This is a genomic window from Micromonospora sp. IBHARD004, assembly GCF_052814115.1.
Map to the genome: position 1 here is coordinate 3,953,254 of NZ_CP199934.1, position 21,913 is coordinate 3,975,166.

General features: G+C 71.6%; 21 protein-coding genes and 1 pseudogene. 12 read left to right on the plus strand and 10 right to left on the minus strand.

Annotated features, from left to right (window positions below; all coding sequences use genetic code 11):
* The first annotated feature begins 24 nt into the window (after positions 1 to 24).
* Both ACTWO6_RS19325 and ACTWO6_RS19330 read left to right on the plus strand, forming a co-directional pair.
* Positions 25 to 492: an AAA family ATPase gene (locus tag ACTWO6_RS19325; RefSeq protein ID WP_446215232.1), complete on the plus strand. Its 468-nt coding sequence runs from the start codon at positions 25 to 27 to the stop codon at positions 490 to 492.
* A gap of 5 nt (positions 493 to 497) precedes the next feature.
* Positions 498 to 1,253 carry a tRNA(His) guanylyltransferase Thg1 family protein gene (locus ACTWO6_RS19330; RefSeq protein WP_446215233.1) on the plus strand — a complete coding sequence of 252 codons (756 nt, stop codon included), beginning with the start codon at positions 498 to 500 and terminating at the stop codon, positions 1,251 to 1,253.
* A gap of 108 nt (positions 1,254 to 1,361) precedes the next feature.
* Here the strand turns inward: ACTWO6_RS19330 and ACTWO6_RS19335 are convergent, their stop codons facing one another.
* From ACTWO6_RS19335 to ACTWO6_RS19350, 4 genes are read right to left on the minus strand one after another with little or no spacing between them, the layout of a single operon-like run.
* Positions 1,362 to 2,372: an ornithine cyclodeaminase family protein gene (locus tag ACTWO6_RS19335; protein ID WP_446215234.1), complete on the minus strand. Its 1,011-nt coding sequence runs from the start codon at positions 2,370 to 2,372 to the stop codon at positions 1,362 to 1,364.
* Positions 2,373 to 2,426: 54 nt separating this feature from the next.
* Positions 2,427 to 2,630 (minus strand): anti-sigma factor family protein, encoded by a 204-nt coding sequence (locus tag ACTWO6_RS19340; protein WP_446215235.1) that lies wholly within the window; start codon positions 2,628 to 2,630, stop codon positions 2,427 to 2,429.
* Entirely contained in the window at positions 2,620 to 3,282 is a 663-nt protein-coding gene (locus ACTWO6_RS19345) for a cytochrome b/b6 domain-containing protein (protein WP_446215236.1), read from the minus strand. The genes ACTWO6_RS19340 and ACTWO6_RS19345 overlap by 11 nt, the downstream gene beginning before the upstream one ends.
* Before the next feature lie 4 nt (positions 3,283 to 3,286).
* Complete coding sequence (locus ACTWO6_RS19350) at positions 3,287 to 3,742, minus strand: hypothetical protein (protein ID WP_446215237.1); 456 nt, start codon at positions 3,740 to 3,742, stop codon at positions 3,287 to 3,289.
* 83 nt (positions 3,743 to 3,825) lie between these two features.
* Between ACTWO6_RS19350 and ACTWO6_RS19355 the strand changes: the two genes are divergently transcribed.
* Both ACTWO6_RS19355 and ACTWO6_RS19360 read left to right on the plus strand, forming a co-directional pair.
* Complete coding sequence (locus ACTWO6_RS19355; RefSeq protein WP_446215238.1) at positions 3,826 to 4,374, plus strand: RNA polymerase sigma factor; 549 nt, start codon at positions 3,826 to 3,828, stop codon at positions 4,372 to 4,374.
* Positions 4,367 to 5,065, plus strand: a complete 699-nt coding sequence (locus tag ACTWO6_RS19360; RefSeq protein WP_446215239.1) for a hypothetical protein — start codon at positions 4,367 to 4,369, stop codon at positions 5,063 to 5,065. Before ACTWO6_RS19355 ends, ACTWO6_RS19360 begins: the two co-directional genes overlap by 8 nt.
* Before the next feature lie 121 nt (positions 5,066 to 5,186).
* On the opposite strand, the gene ACTWO6_RS19365 is transcribed toward ACTWO6_RS19360, so the two are convergent.
* The gene (locus tag ACTWO6_RS19365) at positions 5,187 to 6,344 is read right to left on the minus strand and encodes an acyltransferase family protein (protein WP_446215240.1); all 1,158 of its coding nucleotides are present in this window, start codon (positions 6,342 to 6,344) and stop codon (positions 5,187 to 5,189) included.
* 331 nt (positions 6,345 to 6,675) lie between these two features.
* A complete protein-coding gene (locus tag ACTWO6_RS19370; protein WP_446215241.1) occupies positions 6,676 to 7,404 on the minus strand; it encodes a YqjF family protein in 729 nt (242 codons plus the stop codon).
* Positions 7,405 to 7,559: 155 nt separating this feature from the next.
* Between ACTWO6_RS19370 and ACTWO6_RS19375 the strand changes: the two genes are divergently transcribed.
* Positions 7,560 to 8,303, plus strand: a complete 744-nt coding sequence (locus tag ACTWO6_RS19375; RefSeq protein WP_446215242.1) for an N-acetyltransferase — start codon at positions 7,560 to 7,562, stop codon at positions 8,301 to 8,303.
* Between the two features lie 76 nt (positions 8,304 to 8,379).
* On the opposite strand, the gene ACTWO6_RS19380 is transcribed toward ACTWO6_RS19375, so the two are convergent.
* The 3 genes from ACTWO6_RS19380 to ACTWO6_RS19390 form a co-directional block, all read right to left on the minus strand.
* Positions 8,380 to 8,712, minus strand: coding sequence for a nuclear transport factor 2 family protein (locus tag ACTWO6_RS19380; RefSeq protein ID WP_446215243.1), 333 nt, complete (start codon positions 8,710 to 8,712; stop codon positions 8,380 to 8,382).
* An 87-nt stretch (positions 8,713 to 8,799) separates the two neighbouring features.
* On the minus strand, positions 8,800 to 11,280 hold the full coding sequence (locus ACTWO6_RS19385; RefSeq protein ID WP_446215244.1) for a glycoside hydrolase family 65 protein: 2,481 nt from the start codon (positions 11,278 to 11,280) through the stop codon (positions 8,800 to 8,802).
* A gap of 57 nt (positions 11,281 to 11,337) precedes the next feature.
* Positions 11,338 to 12,216, minus strand: coding sequence for a LysR family transcriptional regulator (locus ACTWO6_RS19390; RefSeq protein ID WP_446220702.1), 879 nt, complete (start codon positions 12,214 to 12,216; stop codon positions 11,338 to 11,340).
* A gap of 81 nt (positions 12,217 to 12,297) precedes the next feature.
* Here ACTWO6_RS19390 and ACTWO6_RS19395 point away from each other — a divergent pair, with 81 nt between their 5' ends.
* From ACTWO6_RS19395 to ACTWO6_RS19405, 3 genes and pseudogenes are all read left to right on the plus strand, one after another.
* Positions 12,298 to 13,233 carry a threonine/serine dehydratase gene (locus ACTWO6_RS19395; RefSeq protein WP_446215245.1) on the plus strand — a complete coding sequence of 312 codons (936 nt, stop codon included), beginning with the start codon at positions 12,298 to 12,300 and terminating at the stop codon, positions 13,231 to 13,233.
* 91 nt (positions 13,234 to 13,324) lie between these two features.
* Positions 13,325 to 14,017 carry a spermine/spermidine synthase domain-containing protein gene (locus ACTWO6_RS19400; protein WP_446215246.1) on the plus strand — a complete coding sequence of 231 codons (693 nt, stop codon included), beginning with the start codon at positions 13,325 to 13,327 and terminating at the stop codon, positions 14,015 to 14,017.
* 123 nt (positions 14,018 to 14,140) lie between these two features.
* Positions 14,141 to 14,383, plus strand: a pseudogene (locus ACTWO6_RS19405) (hypothetical protein); the annotation flags it as partial.
* 445 nt (positions 14,384 to 14,828) lie between these two features.
* Here ACTWO6_RS19405 and ACTWO6_RS19410 read toward each other — a convergent pair.
* Positions 14,829 to 17,060 carry a hypothetical protein gene (locus tag ACTWO6_RS19410; RefSeq protein WP_446215247.1) on the minus strand — a complete coding sequence of 744 codons (2,232 nt, stop codon included), beginning with the start codon at positions 17,058 to 17,060 and terminating at the stop codon, positions 14,829 to 14,831.
* Between the two features lie 283 nt (positions 17,061 to 17,343).
* Here ACTWO6_RS19410 and ACTWO6_RS19415 point away from each other — a divergent pair, with 283 nt between their 5' ends.
* The 4 genes from ACTWO6_RS19415 to ACTWO6_RS19430 all read left to right on the plus strand — a co-directional run bounded on the left by ACTWO6_RS19415 (position 17,344) and on the right by ACTWO6_RS19430 (position 21,896).
* The gene (locus ACTWO6_RS19415; protein WP_446215248.1) at positions 17,344 to 17,790 is read left to right on the plus strand and encodes a DUF1801 domain-containing protein; all 447 of its coding nucleotides are present in this window, start codon (positions 17,344 to 17,346) and stop codon (positions 17,788 to 17,790) included.
* Positions 17,791 to 17,920: 130 nt separating this feature from the next.
* Positions 17,921 to 19,513, plus strand: coding sequence for a GMC family oxidoreductase (locus ACTWO6_RS19420; protein ID WP_446215249.1), 1,593 nt, complete (start codon positions 17,921 to 17,923; stop codon positions 19,511 to 19,513).
* A 446-nt stretch (positions 19,514 to 19,959) separates the two neighbouring features.
* On the plus strand, positions 19,960 to 20,613 hold the full coding sequence (locus ACTWO6_RS19425; protein ID WP_446215250.1) for a hypothetical protein: 654 nt from the start codon (positions 19,960 to 19,962) through the stop codon (positions 20,611 to 20,613).
* 65 nt (positions 20,614 to 20,678) lie between these two features.
* Positions 20,679 to 21,896: a peptidoglycan DD-metalloendopeptidase family protein gene (locus ACTWO6_RS19430; protein ID WP_446215251.1), complete on the plus strand. Its 1,218-nt coding sequence runs from the start codon at positions 20,679 to 20,681 to the stop codon at positions 21,894 to 21,896.
* Positions 21,897 to 21,913 lie beyond the last annotated feature (17 nt).

The window sequence follows — 21,913 nt, forward strand, 5'->3', positions numbered from 1 at the left end:
AGATGCGGGTACCGGAGGCGGTCTGTGGTTGATCGGCTGGAACTGGCGATCTTGATCGGTCTGCAGGCGTCGGGCAAGACAACGTTCTGCCGGCGCCTGCTGACCGACAATCATGTGGTGGTCAGCAAGGACGCGTTCCCGAATGCCCGCCATCGCCAGCGCCGTCAGATGCGGCTGGTCAGCGAGGCCCTGGCCACGAGGCATTGCGTCGTGGTGGACAACACCAATCCCTCCCCTCGCGAGTGGCAACCGCTGATCGAGGCTGCCCGCACCCACGGCGCGATGACGGTCGGGTACTGGTTCCCGCCCGATCTGCCTGCGGCGCTCGACCGCAACGCGGCGCGTGAGGATCGAGCCCGGGTGCCGGACGTTGGGCTGTATGACACGCTCAAGCGGCTCCGACGCCCTCGGCAGGCCGATGGATTCGACCGGCTGTACGAAGTCCGGTTCGACGGCAGGGGCGGCTTCCAGGTCGAGCCGATGGAAGGCTGAGAGCGGTGAACGCCGAGGAGGTCGAGGCCCGGCAACGGGCCCGGGAGTACTTCCACCCGCTGCGCGTGCTGGCGGGTGCCTGGACTGTGATCAGGGTCGACGGGCGGGGATTCTCCCGACTCACCGAGCAGCGCTTCGACAAGCCGTTCGACGCACGGTTCTGCGACCTCATGGTGGTCACCGCCCAAGCGCTGCTGGCGGACGTGGGTGGCCGCTACGCCTACACCCAGAGCGACGAGATCTCGCTGTTGCTCGATCCGGCCTCCGACCTGTTCGGCCGCAGCGTGGAGAAGCTCGTGTCGATCTCGGCCGGTATCGCCTCCGCGGCGTTCACCCATGCGGCCAACGAGCCGGCTCATTTCGACTCCCGCCTCTGGGTCGGAGTCGGTGTTGAGGATGTCGTTGACTACTTCTCCTGGCGGCAGTCCGACGCAACTCGCAGCGCGCTCAACGGCTGGTGCTACTGGACGCTCCGCAAGGACGGCCAGTCGGCTCGGCAGGCCAGCCGCACGCTGGAAGGAGCCAGCACGGCGGACAAGAACGAGTTGCTGTTCCGCCGCGGCATCAACTTCAACGACCTTCCCACCTGGCAGCGGCGGGGCCTCGGGCTGTGGTGGGAAACCTACGAGCACCCAGGCTTCGATCCCGTACGCGGCACCCCCGTCACCACCACCCGCCGCCGCATGAAGACCGAACGCGATCTACCGATCAAGGACGCCTACCGGCAGCTCATCACCGCCCTCGCCACAGGCCGGAAGTAGACCCCGTCGGCGGCGCCGCCGGCGTGCTCGGAGCGCACTCATCTGCCACGGGTCGCGCGTGCCGATGCGCGGGTGTTCAGAACCGAGAGGTGACCGCACCTCGCCGTCTCACGGGGCACCGTCGTGCGCGGTGACGTAGCTGCGGTAGATCTCGGCGCCGACGACGAGGTCCTGCCACGGCATGCCGGTCCCCTTGAACAGCCTGGGTCCACCGGTGGGTAGCTGCGCGCTGCCGGTCACGACGTCGCGCAGCGCGTACAGGTCCTCCTCGCGCACGACGCCGGCAGCCAGGGGGATCACGACGTCACCCGCCTCGCGTAACGCGCTGGCGCGGGATTCGACGACGACGCTCGCGCGGCTGACGAGCCGGTCGTCGACCTCACGCATGCGCGGCGAGTGTGAACCGATCGCGACGACAACGGCATCCACCTTGACCAGGGTGCCGTCGAAGAGCGGAGCCGGTGCACTCGTGCAGCAACAGATGATGTCCGCCTGCGCCACCGCCGCTGCGGACGCGTCGGGGCCGGACACCCGCACCGGGACGCCGGTGTCGGCGAGGTGCGCGGCGAGACGGTCGCGGCGTGCGCTGTCGCGTCCCACCAGCGAGACCTCGCTGATCTCGTGCAGGGCGAGGATGGCCTCGGCGTGGCCGCGCGCCTGCGGTCCGGTACCGAAGATCGTGAGCCGGCGCGGATCGGCCACCTCGGGCAGGAGGTGTCGTACGGCGAGCGCGGAGACGGCAGGGGTGCGCAGCTTCGTCAGCGCGACGCCGTCGATCACGGCGGCGGCACGTTGCTCCGGACCTTCGAAGAGCATGAAAGCCCCCTGGATGAGCGGTAGTCCGCGGCGGGGATTGCCCGGGGTGCTGGACAGCAGCTTCACGCCCGAGAAGGCGCCCAGGGTGGACGGCATGACGAGCAGTTCGCCGGCCTGGGTGGTCACCCGGGAACGGGGTGTGTCCTGCTCGGGATCGAGGCCGCCGCACAGGGCGGTCTCCAAGGCGTCGACCGCGTCCCGGATCGGGATCTCCGCGACTTCGTCTCCGGAGATCAGGTGCATCCCGACAAACTGCCGGACAGGAAGGGCGGTGCGAGTGGGATCCTCGTTGACTTCGGTCATGGTGGGTGACGCTATGCGAAGAACTCGAGGGAGCCGACATTTCCATCCGGTCGATCACGGATCGCATCGGGGGCACGAGTCAGGCGGCGCCGCTCGGTGCAGCAGGCCGGGCAGCGGCGCGAGGAGGATGAGTTCCTCCAGGCACACCGGGCACTGCCGTAGGTGGGCTTCGACCTCCTGCCGCTCGAGCGGGCCGAGGGCGCCGATGAGCAGTGAGGCGAGGGAGGTCGTGAACGTGCACGGCGGCTCAGCTGTCATGGCGCACTCCGCGATGCCGATCGAGCCAGCCCGGCCAGACCCGCTCAGCGACCCGTAGCGGCAGGCGGCCACCGAGGTGCATGGCTCGGGCCACGCCGCGGTACCCGGGCGGGAGGCCGGCAGCGATGACGATGTGTCCGATGAGTACCGGCGTGATGAGGTACGTGGCCCAGCGGTGCACCCGCTGCAGCCAGACGAACCAGGGGCCGCCGGTGACCAGGGCCAACCCGATGCCGCTGCCCGTCAGGGCCACGAACAGCCCGACCATCAGCAGGTTCGCGACGCGCTGTCCCGGATCGAAATGGCCCTCGTGCCGGGCGAACCGGCCGGTCACGAGTGCGCCCGGCCAGCGGGCGAACCACCTCAGATCCCCGTGGTCGTAGCGCAGCGACTCGCGGACGAACGTGCGGGTTGCCCGTACCCCCAGCGTCACCGCGCCGGCGGCCAGCGCCGTCAGCACCCAGCCGGCATACCGGTGCAGGCCGGTGTCGGCGACCCCGGTCAGCCGGGCGGCAACACTGGGCTGCCCCTCGCGCCCGGCGACCAGCCACCAGCCGGTACCCAGCAGGACCAGCACGGTGAGATAGGTGAGTGCGTGGAACCACCGCGTGGCGCGGGAGTAACGCCGAAGGGTGGCTGGGTCGCTGGCCATGCGATCAGTAGCTGTACGGGTCAGTGCCGGCGGACGTGGGCGCGGCGCCGTCGCCTCCGGCGCTGGGCGAGGACGCCGGCCCGCCACCGCTCCCGACGGTGATCGGCGTGGTGGCTTCGGCCCCGGCCGGTGAGTGGTTGGCGTTGCGAAGCGACACGTGCATCGTGTGCTGCCCGGAGGGGGCGTCGGTGATCTGGGTGGTGTTGGACTCGACGATGAGGTAGTCGGATTCGTTGTCGTCGAACCAGATGTGCACGTGGTGCTGGCCGGACCCGCTGGGGCCGAGCGGCACGCTGCTGTCGACCTTGACGGTGAACGGGGTGGACACGGTGGCGCCGCTGGCGGGTTCGACGACGATGACGGACAGTTTGCCGCTGTCGGCCCCGGTCGCGCCGTTCGTTCCGGTGCAGGCGGCCAGCGTCGCCAGCATCGCCACACCTATCGCGATCTTGAGTCTCATACCAGTACTACCTGCGTCGACCTCGTGCGGGATCTCTCGCAGAAAACAGATCCCGCACCGACCTGTCGTACGTAGTACTGAATGTGGGTGTCAGTGACGAGGCGCTGATCGCCGGGATGGCGGCCGGTGACCCGCAGGCCACGGCGAGCTTCGTCCGCCGCTTCCAAGCCCGGGTCTTCGGCCTGGCGGTCAGCATCGTCGGGGCCACGGCCACCGCCGATGACGTCGCGCAGGAGGCGTTCGTGCGGGCCTGGCGGTACGCAGGCGGCTACGATCCCCGCCGTGGCGCCGTGCTGCCGTGGCTTCTGTCCATCACCCGCAACGCGGCGATCGACGCGATCCGGCTGCGCCGCGACCGCCCCTACGAGCCGGAGGTGATGCTGGCGCTGCTCACCGCTGCCGAAACCGCCACCACTGATTCGTCCGACGAGGTGGCCGACGCCGACCGCATCCGCGTCGCCCTGCGTGGGCTGCCGCCCGAACAGGCCACCGCCGTCGTCCTGGCGATCTTTCACGGACTCACCGCGAAGGAGATCGCCGAGCGGCAGGGCGTACCGCTGGGCACCGTCAAAACAAGGATCAGGCTGGGCATGTCCCGGCTGCGCGATCATTTCGAGGTACGTGATGAGTGAGCTGCCGCAGTGTCGCGACGTGCACGGCCTGCTCCCGGAGCTCGCCACCGGTGCGGCCGCCGGGGATGATCGGGCTTGGGCGCTTGCCCACGTCTCGCGCTGCCAGGACTGCCGCCGAGAACTCAACCTGTTGACCACGACCGCCGATGCGGTCCTGCTGCTCGCGCCCTCCGTCGATCCTCCCCCGCGGTTCGAGAGCACCGTCCTCGCCCGGCTGGACGCGGCTCTCACGCCGCCACCCCGGCGGCGGCTCCTGGCCCGTCGGCGAGTCTTGGCGGCCCTGGCGTTCGCGATCTGCATGCTGGTCGCCGCTGGCGGCGGGGCGCTGTTCATCCAGTCGCGCACCGCGGAGGACCGGCGCCTGGCCGACCAGTACCGGCAGACGCTCGCCGTTGCCAACGGTCGCTACCTAAAGGCAACCACCCTGACCACTGCCGACGCACGACCGGCCGGGACCGTCTTCCTCTACCAGGGAAACCCGTCCTGGCTGTTGGTCACCGTCTCCGCCGCGCCGGCCGACGGCGCATACTCGGTCCTCGCCGTTGACCGTGCCGGCGCCCCGCACGCGATCGGCACCTGCCAGATCATCAACCGCACAGGGACTTTCGGATACCGGCTCCGAATGGCGGTCGCCGAGGTCAGCGAGATCCGCCTCCAGTCGGCCAATGCCGTGCTGCGCGCCACCCGGTGACGTGGCCCCGAAGACGATCACCGGGGTCGACCCACGCCAGCAGACCGTGGAGCAGGGGATCACCGGTGGACGCGGGCAGTCCCGCCGCCGTCATCGACTGCAGCAGCCGCGCAACGGCCGGCTACAGGAGCCGGCCGAGCCGAGTGCGCGCGATGATCAGCCATCCCAGCCAGAAGCAAGCCGGAACGCCGAGCGCCCCCACCCCGAGGGCCTTGGCCTCGGCCGGCAGGGGTAGCGGCCGGCCCGCAATCGCCAAGATCAGCAGGACGGGTCCCTGCAAGGCGAATGCGGCGTACGAGGCGCGGCCGCAGGCCACCGAAAGCCGGCCGCCGTTCAGTAGGCGGCGCTGCGCCGTGCCGAGCGCCCACACCGATCCCGTAACCACCAGGCAGGCCTCTACGCAGGCCAGCAGCAGCGCCTGCCAGTGCCAGCCGCCGAGGAACGGGGTGGCGGCCTCGGCGAGGCTCGACACCCCCAGCGCGACAGCCAGTACCGCCACGGCGGCCAGCGTGACCGCCACGGCGAGGCCACAGGCGTGCCGCAGGCCCTCCGGCACGCTGCCGATCCACCCGCGCCGCGCGACCACGACGCCCAACCCGAACATCGCAAGGCATTGCGGCCATTGCCACAGGTGCAGATCCAGGATCTGCGTGCTCTGGGCGGGGAACCACAGCCGGATCACGAACGAGGCGACCGCGACGGCGGCGGCAAGCGCGACCAGGTGGCCACCGCCGAACGGCCCGGGCTCGGGACGAGGTTGCCGACGCAGCCGGGCAGCGGCCCAGCTCCATGCCGCGTATGCGAGCGAGAAGTACAGCAGCACCTCGACGAACCAGAGTGGGCCGGAGTCCAGCAAGGGTTGGCGGTGCGTGAAGGCCCACCAGTACGACACGCGGTAGCCGGCCGCGCGGTACGCAGCCCACATGAACAGCGGCCAGATCAGTCCCATGAAGCACAGGAACGGCACACCGAGCCGCAGGATCCGATCGCCCGCGAACCGTGCCGACCCCTTGCGAGCAACGGCGGCGGGCGAGAACAGCCCAGCCAGGAAGAAGAATGTGCCGACGACGAAGAGGGCCGACGGGCCGATCAGGATGGTCAGCACCCACTCTGATCGACGATCGAACGTGACCTCGTTGACCTCGTCATAGGGCCAGCCGCCGATCGACGAATAGCCGAGCAGGGCGTGCCCGGCGATGATCCACGCGACCATGGCGGTCTTGAGGTTGTCTATCTGAGGCAGGCGCTGTGATCGTCGGGCCTGGACGACCGTGGACATATGTGGATTCTCTCCGGCGCGGGCCGAGATATCGATGGGGCCCATGGGCGGAACATTTGGCCGGGTGACCGCTGCACAACGCCGGAGTGAGCGATGAACTGGCGACGGGGGGCGACGTGCGCCGTCACGGCGCGAGGTGCTTCTCGAACCAGTGTTGGGCGTAGTACTCGGCGGCGTATCGTTCCAGCTCGCCCAGCAACCGCCGCCCGATCCCGAGCCCGCGTACGGTGTCTGCCACCCACTGGCAGGTACGGAGATTCTGACGTGGCGGCGGGGGTCGCCGTTGTTGCTCACGGAGACCTTCGCCCGGCTGGTCGGTTGCCGGGTCGGATCAGCGCCCGTCGAGCCGATGCCACCTTCCCACCCGTACGGGCACGCCAGCAGACGCGTGGAGCAGGGGATCACCGGTGGGTGCGGGCAGTCCCGCCGCCGTCAGCAGGTCCTGGTCGAGCCGGAGCAACTCGGCCTCGCGCAACGGCCACTCGGGGTGCTCCACCTCGGCGGTGGCAAGCCGACCGGAGACCACCGTGAACAGGCGATACCGGGCGGTGAGGAAGTGGGCCAACTCGTCGCGCCGGGTCTCCTCCAGGTCCGGCCCCAGTCGCACCTCGGCGTCACACCGCGGCCCTCGCGGGCCGGGCCAGCGGCGCTCGCAGGCATAGGAGACCTGGTCGCTGGCGATCCGGACCGCCATCTTCGACCAGAAGTAGGGCAACCGGTAGCTGGCCCGGGCGGCCAGGACCGCGGGCAGGCGGGCCGCGTCCAGCGACAGGAACCAGATCCCGCTCCGGCCCCGCTGGTCCTGGACGTACGTCCGAACGTTGGTCTCGGGAAAGCGCGACAACCACGGTACGGCCGGCAGCACCGGCGCCCGGACCTCCTGCATGAGGAACGGCGTCAACCCGACCCAGGCCGACCCGTCGAAGGTTTCCACCGCCACCCCGGACGGCAGCATCGACTGCAGCAGCGACGGCGGACACCGCCAGTGGATGAACGTTATCCAGCTCCACCGGTGACACATGACGGGTCGCGCCACCATCGGCGACGGCGGAGCCTTCATCGGCACAGTCCCTTCACGCGCTGATTGTCGTACCCGTACTCCCTGATCCTTGTCGCCGACATGCGCGCGGAACACTCGATCAGGTGCCCGCCGACAGCCGTGCGGGGCCGTGAATTGAGGTGCGGTGCGCGGCTCGCCGCCCTACCGTTCCGCCCGTGACGATCGACATCGTGAGCTTGGCGGAACGGCCGGACCTCGCCCCCCTGCTCGACGAGGACTTCGACGGGGCGTGGCCGCAGTTCATGCTCTGGGACCCGATGGGCGCGGTGTACTACAACGTCGCCCACGAGCTCTACCCCGAGTTCGTGTTCGCCGCCGTCGACTCCGCCGAGCCGGGCCGCGCCGTCGCCCGCGCGTACGCCGTGCCGTTGCGCTGGACGGAGCCGGAGCTTCCCGACGGCGGCTGGGACCGGGCGATCCAGCGGGCCGCAATCACGCGCCTCACCGGCGCCACCCCGAACATCGTCTCGGCCATCGAGATCTGCATCCGACCCGATCGGCGCGGCGCCGGGCTCTCCGCCCTGATGCTCGCCGCCATGCGGCAGGCCGTCGCCAAACTCGGCTACGACACCCTGGTCGCCCCGGTCCGCCCGAGCGGCAAGCACACCCGACCCGACCTCCCGATGACCGGGTACGCGGCGCAGGTCCGCGACGACGGCCTGCCCGTCGATCCGTGGCTGCGGGTGCACGTGCGCGCGGGCGGGCACATCGAGCGCGTCGCCACCAGGTCGATGATGATCAGCGGGACGCTCGCGGAGTGGCGCTCGTGGACCGGCCTGCCGTTCGACACCAGCGGGCCGGTGCACGTGCCGGGAGCCCTGGTGCCGGTGCACTGCGACGTCGCGCACGACCACGCCGTCTACGTCGAACCCAACGTCTGGGTCCGCCACCGGCTGTAGGCGAGGCCGGGACGGGTTCTCACGGCCAGCTGCTGTTGCCCGCCCGCAGCGTGGCCTTCCCGCGCGTACGGCTGTGCTACGGCCGGATGTCCAGGGCGCCGATCAGCCCGTCTCGCATGGTGAAGCGGTGGCGCAGCCGGACCGGGCTGCCCGGAAACGTGCCCGAGACCAGCGTCGTCACCACCAGGTTGCCACCGGCCTCCTCCTCGACCGCCTCGGGTATGGCCTTGTAGTCGAACTCGGCCGCGGTCCGCTCGCGCCAGGCCCGGATCGCCGCCGGGCCCTCGTAGGTCCCGTCCTCGTCGGCGACGATCGCGTCGTCGGTGAAGCAGCCGACGAAGGCGTCGACGTCGGGCTCGGCGGTCAACTGGTAGTAGCGAACGATCACGTCGGGAACGGTTACGGTCATGTCGCTCTCCTCGCGTGTCGCCGCCCGCTTACCCGACGAGACACGGGTCATTCGTCGAGCCGCCCGCGCCGGCCCAGCCGACGCCTCTCAGCCACTGCCTTCGGCCGGTTTGGCAGGAGGGTGCAGCTCGACGGTGACGGTCGAGCCGGGGGCGAGCTGGAAGGACCTGCCCCGGACGGCCACCTGGACGGGCTGGTCCGACCCGGGGACGGCGGCGATCCGCAACCGCTCGTGATCCACACGCAGGGAGATCAACTGGTTTTGGTACCGGATCACGCAGTCGAGCTCGTCGAGCCCGTCCGGCAGCAGCGGGTTGAGCCGGAGCACGTCGCCGCGGACCTCCAGCCCGGTATAGCACCGTTGCAGGATGTCCAGCGTCCCGGCGGTGGCGCCGAGATGGATGCCGTTGCGCGTCGAGCTGTGCTCCGGATCGGCGAGGTCGGTGCCGAGCGCGGTCAGCAGCATCTCGAAGGATTGACGACGGTCCGTCCGGGCCAGGACCCACGCGTGCGCGACCCGGCTCAGCGTGGATCCGTGGGCCGTGCGGGACAGGTAGTAGTCGACGGTGGCGGGGATCCAGGCCGGGTCGAACTCGTACCCGAGGCCGCGCACCAGGCCGGCGAGTTCCTCCGCGCTGAACAGGTACAGCAGCATCAGCACGTCAGCCTGCTTGGAGATCTTGTAGCGGTTCGGGTCCTCTCCCTCGGCCTGCAGCAGCGACCCCAGCTGTCGCAGATCGCCGTACCGGCGTCGGTACCGGTCCCAGTCCAGTTCCGCCAGATCGCCGTACCCTTCGAACTGGGCGAGTATCCCGTCGTCGAGGAAGACCAGCCGCAGTCGGCGCGCGATGTGTCGCCACCGGCGGCGTTCGTCGTCCGTCGCGGCGACGTCTGGCCAGGGCATCATTCCCGGATGCCGGCTGAGGGTCGCGGTGGCCTCGTCGGCGCGGCCGAGTACCCAGGCGACCATGACGTTGATGTAGGCGGAGTTGTCCAGCCCTTGGCCGGGCCGGCCCGGGTATCCGTCGTGATACTCGTCGGGCCCCATCACTGCGCGGATGTCGTACCGGTCGTCGGACGGCTGGTAGGTGGCCAGTCCGGCCCAGAACCGCGCTGTCTCGGTCATTAACTCCAGGCCGCAGCCGGCGAGGAAGGACAGGTCTCCGGTTGTCTCCCAGTACCGCCACACGCAGTAGGCCACGGCCAGGTTGACGTGCTGCTGGCGGCCGGTGTAGTCGTCCACCCACTTTCCGGTCACCGGGGAAGGCGTACGGCTCGGGCTCTCATCCCGGCCGTAGTCGCCGCTCTGCCAGGGAAACTCGGCGCCTGCCATGCCCGCCGCGGCCGCCTCCCGCCGGGCCGCCGTCAGCCGCCGGTGCCGGTACTTCAACATGGCCCGGGTCAGCTCGGGGAACCGCAGATTGAGGTACGGGTAGACGAACAGCTCGTCCCAGAAGATGTGCCCGTGGTAGCCCTCGCCATGCAGCCCCCGCGCGGGCACACCCGCGTCCAGCTCAAGGGTGTGCGGCGACAGCGTCTGCAGCAGATGGAAGGTCTGCACCCGTACCGGCAACTGCCAGGCGTGCTCCTCGCCGACATCGAGCCGGAACCGCTCCCACAGTCGGGCCCACGCGGCGGCATGCTCGGCCAGCAACGTGCCGAACGCCCCGGCGCAGCGCAGCTCGTCGCGAGCGGCCGTCAACGGTTCGGACACCGCTCGGTCCTGGGTGGAGAACACCGCGACGGTCTTCTCCACGCAGACCCGTTCGCCGGGCGTCACGTCGATCCCGATCACCTGACTCACGTCGTCCGGCTCGTGGATGGCAGCCGGCCTGCTGTGGGCGGCGCCGGTGTCGGTGATTCTGGTACGGGCTGCGACGGCCACCTGGTGCCGTGCGTTGGTTGTCACCGCCGTCAACCAGACGGTCTCCGCGTCGTCCCCGCCGGTGGCCACCTCGGTGAGGTGCCGGCCGCAGCCACCAGCTTCCGCTGGCGAGTTCGCGTTGACCACCCGACCGTCGATGCCCGACCTGATCTCCAGCCGGCCCGACCAGTTCTCCGCGATGATGCTCGTCTCCAGCGCCGCCAGATGAGGGGCCGCCATCGACACCAGCCGTCGCTGCCGGATCCGGGTCCGCCGCCGATCACGGTCGACCACGAGCAGCTCCCGCTCGTACACCCCGCGCCGCAGATCCAGCATCCGGTGCTCGTGCACGCGCCGCCCCTCCCCCGGCGCGAACCAGTCGCCACCGGCGGGACGGAACGTCAACGGCAGCCAGTTCGGCAGGTTGACGATGCTCTCCGTGCCATCCGGCAGGCCCGCGCCGGAGAGCCGGTTGTGGAAACCGGCCAGGTAGGTGCCCGGGTAGTGGACACCGTCGGCCCACGCCTCCGGAGCCGCCCCCCGAGTGGCCAGGTACCCGTTGCCCAGGGTCAGCATCGTCTCCCGCGTGCCTTCACCCGGTGCGTCACCGTCCCGGTACGCCAACACCCAGCCCGCCGGCAGACTCCCGGTGCACAGCTCACACCCAGGGTCCACGTCCGCCGGCACCCGGCACTCCTCTCCCACGGGGCGCTCCGCTTTCCCCGCCTCGGGCTCGACAAACGCCAGGAGGGGGTGTCTCGGTCAGGCGACGCCCTGGATGTGGACGACCATGTCGGAGATAGGTGGACGTGTGCGCGGCCGGTGCACGAGGAAGATCTCGCGGGCGATCGGCTGATCGAGGTTGCGGACGACGTAGTCACCCGGTTCGGCGGAGCGCAGGGTGGTGTCCGGGACGATGGCGACGCCGATGCCGGCGCTGACGAGGGCGAGGGTGACCGCGTAGTCCCGGGTCTCGTAGGCCACGCGTAGCTCGACGCCGGCCCGCCGGGCCGCCCCGTCCAGGGCCACCCGGTTGGGCACCCCGGGTCCGCCGGAGATCCACTCGTCGGTGGCGAGCGCGGCCAACGTCAGCCGGTCGAAGTTGGCGTGGCGGTGGCCGGTGGGCAGCACGAGCCGCAGTGGGTCGGCCATCAGGTGCGCCCGGTGCAGGCCGGTGGCCAGCGGCAGCGGCACGTCGGGATAGCGGTGCGTGATCAGCAGATCGAGGGCGCCGGAGGTGACCAGGCCGTAGCCGTCAGGCGGCTCGATGTCCAGCAGGGAGAGGCGTACCTGCGGGTGGGCGCGGCGGAACGTGGCCAGGGCGGTGGGGACGAGCGCCTTACCGGCGCTGGCGAACGTGCCAAGGGACAGGTGCTCGCGGGGTAGCCGGCGGGCGCCCCGAACGGCCTCTTCGGCGTCGTGGAGAGCGCCAAGGACACGTTCACCGTGGCGGACCAGCACCTCACCGGTCGCGGTTGGCCGTACCCCGCCGGGTCCGCGGTCGACGAGGCGGTCGCCGACCTCCCGCTCCAGCTTCGCCAGCTGCTGGGACAGGGCGGAGGCGGTGAAGCCCATGCGCTTGGCCGCCGCCGCGATCGAGCCGGCGTGGGCGACCTCGACGAGGACTCGCAGGCGCTCGATGTCCCAGTCCCATTAGCGTTCCTTATTTCCCGTTAGCAAGTCCCGCTCCAGCTTATGGCCCGGGGCGGGCAGAGTAGGGGCATGATCCGACACGAGCAGATCAGGGCGCTGCCGGCGGCCGAGGACGTCGGGCGGGCCGCCGAGCGGATCGCGCCGTACATCCGGCGTACCCCCGTACTGGAAGCGGCCGTGGACGGCCGCCGGCTGACGCTGAAGCTGGAACACCTGCAACTCACCGGCTCGTTCAAGGTCCGCGGCGCGCTCAACGCGCTGCTGACCGGGCCGGCCACCGGCCGTGTGGTGACCGCCTCGGGCGGCAACCACGGCCTCGGCGTAGCCGCAGGCGCCCGCCTGCTCGGCGTCCGCGCCACGATCTACGTGCCGCAGACGGTGCCACCGGACAAGCAACGGCGCATCGCCGCGACCGGCGCCGACGTGGTCCGGCACGGCCGGTGGTACGCCGAGGCCGAAGTGGCGGCCCGGACGTACGCCGACGAGAACGGACTGCGTTACCTGGCCGCCTACGACGACCCCGACGTCGTGGCCGGGCAGGGCACGGTGGGCCTGGAGATCGCAGACCAGGCGCCGGACTGCGACACCGTGGCGGTTGCGGTCGGCGGCGGCGGACTGATCGCCGGAGTGAGCCTGGCGGTCGGGGCGCGTGCCGTCGTCGGTGTGGAGCCGGAAGGATGTGCCAGCCTGCATGCCGCGGTTGCCGCCGGACGGCCGGTCGACACCCCGGTCGATTCGATAGCAGCGTCCGCGCTCGGTGCGAGCCGGGTCGGGCGCATCCCGTACGCGATCCTCGGGGCGACTGCCCCGCAGCTGGCCCTCGTCGACGACCCCCAGATCATCGCCGCTCGCGACCGGCTATGGGAGGAGTTCCGGCTGGCCGTCGAACCGGCCGGCGCAGCCGCGTTCGCGGCCTGGCTCGCCGGACAGGTCCCCGGCGACCACGCCTGCCTGGTCGTCTGCGGCGCCAACGCCGACTGGTCCCCAACCGGCGAAATCCGATGAATTGGAGCGCCGACAGTCGACCTGCCGGTTCCGCTGAGTTGCACCCGGTATATCGCGAGCTCAGGAGATCCCTGTGCCATAGGTTGGCCTGGTGGACGAGGCAGTTGCGGTAGTCGACCGAGTGGTGACCGACCGGGGTGAGCTTGTCCTCCGACAATCCGGCGAGCACTTCGAGATCGTCAACAACGGCGTGTTCCTGATGGACACCCGTGCCGGAGCGTCGGAGCGACTGCTCGTGCGCGAGGCGCTCAACCTGGTAGGGCCAGGGGCGCGGGTGCTGATCGGCGGGCTGGGTGTGGGCTTCTCGCTGGCCGAGGCCACGGCTTCCACCGCGCCCGCGGAGATCGTGGTCCTGGAGATCGAGGAGACCCTCATCGGCTGGCACCGCCACCGCCTGGCTGCCTACAGCGCGGACGCGCTCGACGACGCCCGGGTGCGAATCGTGAACGAGGACATGGTGGCCTGGCTCCGCACCACCGAGGAGGTCTTCGACGCGATCTGCCTCGACATCGACAACGGCCCCGACTGGACCGTCTTCCAGCCCAACGCCGAGCTGTACGACGACAAGGGCACCGCCCTGCTGCGCGAGCGGCTCGCCGACGGCGGCGTGCTGGCCGTCTGGAGCGCCTCGGCCGCACCGGCGTACGCCGCCCGCCTGGAGACGGTCATCGGTCCGGTCGAAACCCACCTCGTCGAGGTGCCACGCGGCGAACCGGACGTCGTCTACCTGGCCCGCAAACATCCGTCCCCGGGCAGACCTCACCCCCGCGGCCTGCGTCCTTGAGGGTCCCGCCGGCGTTGTCGTACCCGTACTCCATGATCCTCGTCGTCACGGCGACGCCGGCTCGTTTCGGCGTCCACATCGTCATGGGCGACGCCGGTACTGCGGCGGGCGGGGAGGTCGGAAGTGGTGGACGCGGACCACGCCGGGTGGGAGCGGCGAAGCACGGTGCGGGTGGTGCCGCCCGCCCGGTCCCGCAAGCTGGCCAAGGTGCCCTTCGTCGAGCTGGCCGACGGGCGGTTGCAGGGCGTCGTGTCCAGCGGGTCGGACATCGAGCGGGTGTACGTCTCGTCGATCACCTCCGGCACGCATGCCTACCACTGCAGCACCAACAACAACCGGCCCTGCGGTGGCCTGCGTGGGCGACCATCCGGAGGCCGTCGACGCGGTCGCCGAGCTGCTCGGCTGCCCCGGCGAATGGCGGCGAGACGCCATCCCGCCCGCGCGGATCTGACCGCGCTGCTCACCGAGCACCCGGAGACCGCCGCGGCCATGGCCGACCTCCTGACGTCCGTCCGGGCGGCGCGGTGATGAGCTGCGCGAGCAGGTCAGCGCCGGTGTCGACCGGAACGGCTGTTCGGCGACCAGGCTGAAGGCTGGCCTGCTGGTGGGGTCAGCCGACTGCTGGGGCTGCTCGGCGGTGCCGTGCTCGGCGCGTTGGCGCTGCGCGTGGCGCCACTGTGGGCACCGGCCCTGGCGGCGGCGTTGGTGGTGGGTGTCGTACTCGTCGCGGCCGGCCTGGGCCGCCGGACGGCCGGGATCACCGACCGGAGGAGGCAGGAATGAGCGCCATCGCGCTTGATGCCGTACCGGTTCACGTTCCGGGCAGGTCGGCCCGCAGCCGCGCCACCAGGTGGCGGACGGCGGCCTGAAAGTCGTCGTCGGGGCTGAACCGGTGTCCCTGGATCGGTGGCGGCACGGTGTCGTCCGGCGGAGCCAGCAGCCCGTGCGGGTCGCGCAGCCGCCGATCCACCCCGTTCGCTGGATCAGCCGGGTCGGTCGGCCTCCCGGCGACCGAGCGGCCCGGGCCCGGGGAGAAGACCCAGCGACCGATGGGATCGGTGTCCCGCCACAGGTTGAGCCAGCGCCACCTCACCCGGTCGCCGATCTCGCACAGCGTGGCGTGGCCCAGGTGCGCGGGAAAGACCCTGCTGTAGAGGCGGGGAGAGGCATAGGTCAGCAGCGCGATCCGGTCGAGGCACGCGGGCTGCAGTTGCAGCACGGTCGCCGCCGCCAGGACTGCGCCGTGACTGTGCCCGGAGAGAACCAGGGTTCCGCCGTGACTGGTCAGGTACCGGATCCGCCGGGTGAGCTCGGGCACGGCGCGTTCGGCATAGCAGGGCGGGGCGAACGGGTGGGCGGCGCGCGGCCAGAACGTGGCGAGATCCCACAGCACTCCGACGAAGCGGGTACGCGCGGTCGGCCGGTGGGTCAACAGGGCCGCGACCGCCATCGCGATGGCGAAGAGCCCAGTCAGGTTGGTGCCCAGGTGGCTGATGAACACCGTAGATCGGGCCAGCGGCTCTCCGCCGATGTGGAGGCCGAGATCTCTCGGCCCGATGCCCATGAGCGACAGTCCGGCGGAGCCGAGGATCAGCACGAAGATGATCGCGTACGCGGCGGGCAGCGGCCAACTCCGGTCGGTCAACTGCGCCCGGGCGATGGCATTGCGCACCGCGCGGACCCGAGGGTGCGGTTCCGGCGGGGCGTCCGGGAAGTCGTGGCGCAGGATTTCCATCGCCGCCCGGCGCCGGTGCCATATCGTCAGCCGGCTGCGCAGGAGGGCGGCGACCGCGGTCACCAGCAGGGCCACGAAGAAGCCCATCGCGGCCCACCGGTACGCCAGCGGCGGTAACAGTGGCGGGACCCCGGCAGGCAACAGACGGCGCGGTGTGGGCTCGAATTCCCGGTCGAGATAATCAGAGGCCGCGTAGACGATGGCAGACGAGAACGAGACCCCGAGGCCGATGGCGAGGGTGATGACCACGGGGGCGCCCAGGCCGCCGAGGAACGCCGGGGTACTCGTCCGGCTCGGCTGGCACACCACGACCGCGCTGAGGATCAACAGCAGCACAACCTGGCTCAGATAGAGCCAGGCGACCAGGGAGCCGTAGTTGGGCAACTCGGGCCCCGGGATCCACCGGGACCGGGGCAGGGCGGCGTATCCGAGCGTCAGCGCGGTGAGGGCCAGCATGGCCACCAGTACCGCCCGGCTGGCGACTCCGAGCCGCCGGTCCTGCGGGTGGCCGGGCCGGGCCGGACGGCAGAGCAGCGCCGTGGCGGCGACGACGACGGCGATGGTGAGGGCGAGGAGGCCGTAGCCGACGGTCCGATCGTCATGCGGGGCGATCACGCCGAGCACGACGACGTCGACGGTGCCTACTGCGATCGCGACGTGCAGTGCCCGCAGCCGGCGGAGGAAGGTCCGGTTGTCCCAGAATTCGTGGTCGTCGAGCCGGAAGGCGCCGAGACCGCCCGGCACCGCTTCGGCGGAGGCGTTCTCGGGCAGCCGCCACGACCGCGCCCCGAGCCACCAGATGACCGCGACGGCGGCGATCGGCACCAGGGCGAGCAGCGCCACGCGCTGACCCGGCTGCACGCCGGCCATCCAGGAGATCGACCGGCGGCCGTCTGTGCAACGCGGGTCGGCGGCGCACTGCCAGGCGACGAGGTCGACTGCCACGCCGGTCACCGACAGCACGTACATCGCGGTCAGGGTCCCGGCCAGCAGCCAGCAGGTCGCCCGGGCGACCGCCCGGGAGCCGGCCGCTGCCGGCGGTAGCATCCAGATGGCGATGTTGCTCAGCATGAACGGCAGCAGCAGCATCAGGGCGAAGGCCCGGGTGGCTCTGCCGCCGGTCAGGTTGCCCCAGCGGTAGGCCTCGATCAGCACCCCGCCGGGCCCTCTCGGGTCGCCGAAGCCCCCCTTGGGGCGGAAGAATCCGGCGTTCTGGTCGCCGGCCACCCTGGTCACGATCGGTCGGTCGAGGGTCTCCTCCGCGCTGGAGCCGCCGACGCCCGGTACCCGCAACTCCGTTGTTTCCACCGGCACCTGCCGTCCCGTCGACTGTTCGCCGCGGCGGCTTACCCGTTGCGCCGCGCCCTACGCGGCGTCGCTCGTGAAGATGCGGGCGAGGGGATGCTCGCCGAGGAAGGCCGGTGGAACAGCCGCCCGGATCACGGCTTGACCGATCCCACCCGGGCACCCCCGCGCGACCGGCTCCGGCGGTGTGCCGGACACACCGCCGGAGCCCGCTCAGGCCGCCACGGCCACCGCCGTCGACAGCCGTCGCGGACTCGATGTCGTACGCGGGTGCGAGCATGACGTCATGGCGACATCGAAGCAGCCGGTGACGGTCCCGACCGGTGCCAGCGTCGACGACTTCCTGGCCGCGGTTCCCGACGCACGCCGGCGGGCCGATGCGGAGCGCCTCTGCGGGATTCTGCGCGAGGTGACCGGCGAACCCGCGGTGATGTGGGGCCCGAGCATCGTCGGCTTCGGCAGCTACCGCTACACGTACGAGAGCGGGCGCACGGGCGACTGGCCGCTGGCGGGCTTCTCACCACGCAAGCAGCAGCTCGTCCTCTATCTGGTGGGTGGGTTCGCGGAGCGGCACGCGTCGGTGCTCGCCCGGCTCGGCCCACACAAGACCGGAAAGGGATGCCTCTACCTGAAACGGCTGGACGACGTCGACGAGAGCTCGCTGCGCGAGCTCATCGACCGCACGGTGCGGGTGCACAACGGCGTCGACCGGGCCAGCGAACGCCGAGGATAGCGGGGATAGGGTCGATCCAACGGCCTGTTGATCGCCGAGGATGGATGGAGCCGCTCGCGGAACCTCTTCCCGTTCGGTGATCAACGAACTACGGTGGGTGCAGTGCTCGTGCCAGCGACAGGAGTCCACCGTGGAGGAGTTCGACTACATTGTGGTCGGTGCGGGCTCGGCCGGCTGCGTGCTGGCCAACCGGTTGACCGCGGATCGGAGCACCCGGGTGCTGCTGATCGAGGCGGGTGGTTGGGATCGCAGCCCGTTCGTCCGCATCCCCAGGAGCTTCAGCCGGCTGATGGACGACCGGCGCACCGCCTGGCACTACCCCGCCGACGCGGGGCCGGCGCGCCGCGAGGTCTGGCAGCGCGGTCGCATGATCGGCGGATCCAGCTCGATCAACGGGATGGTGTACGGCCGCGGCGACCGGCTCGACTACGACGGACTGGAACGCCTCGGTAACCCCGGTTGGGGGTGGGACACCATGCTGCCGATCTTCAAGCAGCTGGAGGACAACCCGTTCGGCCCCAATGAGGTACGCGGCGCCGGCGGGCCGCTGCGGCTGTCCAGCACGACCGACACCGACGAGCTCTGCGAGGAGACGATCGCGGCCGGGGTGGAGCTGGGCTGGCGCCGGTCGGACGACCTGAACGCCGACGACGACGAGCGGATCGGCTACGTCATGGCGACCATTCGCGACGGTCGCCGGAGCAGCGCCGCCGACGCTTTCCTGCACCCGGTCCGCAACCGGCCCAACCTGGCCATCGCGGTGGGGACCGTCGTGCTCCGGGTCCTCCTCCAGGCCGGCCGAGCGATCGGGGTGCGCGCCCGTCGGCACGGCCGGACGGTCGACTACGCGGCCTCCGCCGAGGTCATTCTCGCCGCCGGCGCGATCGCCACCCCGCAGTTGTTGCAGGTCTCCGGCATCGGTCCGGCCGACACGCTGCGCCGCGCGGGTGTGGACGTGCTGCTCGACCGGGCCCGGGTGGGCACCGGCCTGCGTGAGCACCGATCGATGCCGGTGCAGTTCCGGCTGACCGCCAGGGGCGGCTACAACCCGATGCTCAGCAACCGGATCGGTCAGGGGCGGGCACTGCTGCGTTACCTGCTGACCCGCCGGGGTCCGCTCGCCCTGCCGGTGTCCGACGTCGGGGCGTTCATCCGGTCGGGTCCGGAGGCCAGCCATCCCGACGCGCAGCTGCTGATCGCGCCCTTCTCGGCGGCGCCACCGCGTCCCGGGCACGCGCTGGAGTTGGAGACGGAGCCGGGGCTGATGGCCCTGGCCACCGTGACCCGGCCGGACAGCGAGGGCAGCCTGGCCATCACGTCGGCCGACCCGGAGGCCCCACCTCGGATCGTCGCCAACTACTTCAGTACCGCGCACGACCGTCGCCTCGCGGTGGGCGCCTTCCGGCGGATGCGGGAGCTGTTCGCCACCGGGCCGATCGCGAAGCGGATCTCCGCGGAGACAGTGCCCGGTCCGGCGGTGCAGGACGATGACGAGATCATCCACGCGGCGCTGACGCTCGGCTACTGCGGCTACCACGCGGTGGGTACCTGCGCGATGGGCCCGGGCGACGAGTTCGTGGTCGACCCGCAGCTCCGGGTCCGCGGCGTGGACGGCCTCCGGGTCGTTGACGCCTCCGTGCTGCCGGTACTGGTCTCGGGCTACCTCAACGGCCCCGTGATGGCACTGGCCTGGCGGGCTGCCGACCTGATCCTGGCGGGTTGAGCAGCGGGCGCTCGGCCGGTGATCGTCGCGGGCCGCCGCTCAGTCGGTTGCCGGCCGCTCCTGCGTGGGCACCTGGAGCAGGTCCAGGCAGTTGCGCCAGAGCGCCTCGAGTTGGGCCGGATCGTTGAGCAGCTTCGGCTGCCCGTCGAGCAGTTCCGTGAGCAGCAGCGCTCACGCGCCAGCGAGTAGCACCCTGCAGTGGAGCGGGGCGCACCGAAACGAATCGATGACCAGACCCGAGCTGGATCTGGACCATCGCCCGGTGCGCTCCGCGCTACCGCCGAACCGGGGCAGACCCCGCTGTTCGCCGGCGTCCGAACGCGCCGACACCCGATGTCATCGCTCGCGAGGCCCGGGGCGCAACGGCCGGCGTCGATGAAACCCGCAGGAGGTACGGGGAGGCACAACGACCGGCGGACGCCCGCCGGCCGGCCTACAGTGTGGGAATGTGGGAGTCGGTTGCCGCTCCGTTGATGGGCCTGATGGCCGCCATGGCCGCGGCTGCCCCGACGCCGACGCCGACACCGGTCCCTCCGGTGGACGCCGCGCCGGTGCTGACGTCGACGCCGTTCGGCGCGCTGCCCGGGCAGCGGGTGACCCACACCATCACGATCGCCGGCGGCGGCACCCTCACCAACACGCGGGTCACCTTCACCACCACGGCTGACCTCGACGGGGTCACCGCCCGGGCCGAACCGGGCCAGTGCACGGCGTCCCCTCGTACGATCGTCTGCGAGCTCGGCGACCTGCGCCTGGGCGCCGCCCCGGCGGTGCCGCGGATCACGATCACCGGGCGGGTCCGCCCGGGTGTGCCGCCGGGCACGGTGGTCCGCAACCGGGTCAGTGTCACCTCGGTGGAGTCCACCGCGTCGGGCGCCCAGTTCGCCAGCAACGCGTATCTGCTCCCCGGTTCGACGGCCACGCCCACCGATCCGGCGCTGGAGTCGCCGGCCGCGGCGAGCGACGTCCCGCCCGGACGGTCGATGCGGGTGCCGGCCGTCGCGGCGGTGCTGCTGGCCGGCGCCGTCGTCGCGGGCGCCCTGCTGACCCGGGGGCGGCTACGGCGGCGGCCGGGCCCGCCGCCGCACGGCGGGGTGTAACGACCAACCGCCGGGATCCGATGTAGCAGAGCGACGGACATCGGGTTCGACGGCAGGAGCGCGGCATGGACCGACCGTGGTCGAGGCGAGCCACGCTGGCGGCCGTCGCCGGGGCGGCGACGCTGATGATGACGTCCCTCTGCCTGGATGCCGGGGCGGCGACCGCCGCACAGACCGCCGCGCAGGAGCCGCTCCCCCTGCCGACCCTGCTGCCCAGCCCGTCGCTGACCCTGTCGCTGCCGCCGGTGAACCCGCCGACGGTCACGCTGCCGCCCCTCAAGCCGCCCTCCGTCAAGCTGCCCACCCTGAAGCCGCCGACCGCCCCGTCGGCCACTCCGTCGACCGGAGAGACGGCGCCGCCCGCGACCACGCCGCCAGGCGCCCGCACGCCACCGCGGGCGGGCGTCTCCCCCGGCCCCGGCGGGCCGACGGTGAGCCCCGGCTCCGCCGCGGCGCTGATCGCCGCCGACCCGGGAGCAGACCTGTATCCCCAGCCACCGGTGGACGCCGCCGACACCCCCCAGGCCCGTCGGGTCGCCGCGCTCACCGACGTCCAGCACCGGATCCAGTACCTGCACAACGTCCTCGTCCGCACCCGCGACGACCTGACCCGGGTGCGGCGCGACCCGGATCCGGTGCTGCAGCTGTTGACCGCGCTGACGGCCGGCGGGGATCCGGACCCGGCACCGCCGTTCGCCGTGGCGGACTCCGCGGAGGTGGTCGACACCCCCACCGGCCGCGCCGTGGCGCTGTCGGGCGCGATCGCCTCGGGTCAGGGCGAACTCGCCCGCCGCGAGCGCGAGGAGGCGGCCCTGCGGCAGGAGATCGAGCGGCGCGCACGTGCCGTGCCCGCCGTGGTGGCACCGGCCCGCGGCACCGCCGCCGGCGGGGGCAAGCTGGGCCGGCCGCTGCGCGGCCGGCTCACCAGCAGGTTCGGCACCCGGCTGGACCCGTACTTCCACGTGTGGCAGCTGCACCCCGGCGTGGACCTCGCCGCCCCCGTCGGTACCCCGATCGTCGCGGCGGCGGACGGCCGGGTCGCCCGGGCCGGCTGGTACGGCGACTACGGCAACTACACCTGCCTCGACCACGGCAGAGCCGACGGGCAGCGGCTCTCCACCTGCTACGGCCACCAGTCCCGGCTGCTGGTCTCGGCCGGCCAGCGGGTACGCGCCGGCCAGGTGATCGGACTCGTCGGGTCGACCGGCGCGTCCACCGGGCCCCACCTGCACTTCGAGGTGCGTCTCGGCGGCCGGGCCGTGGACCCGCTGCCCTGGCTCTGAGCGGCGGCGCCGGACGG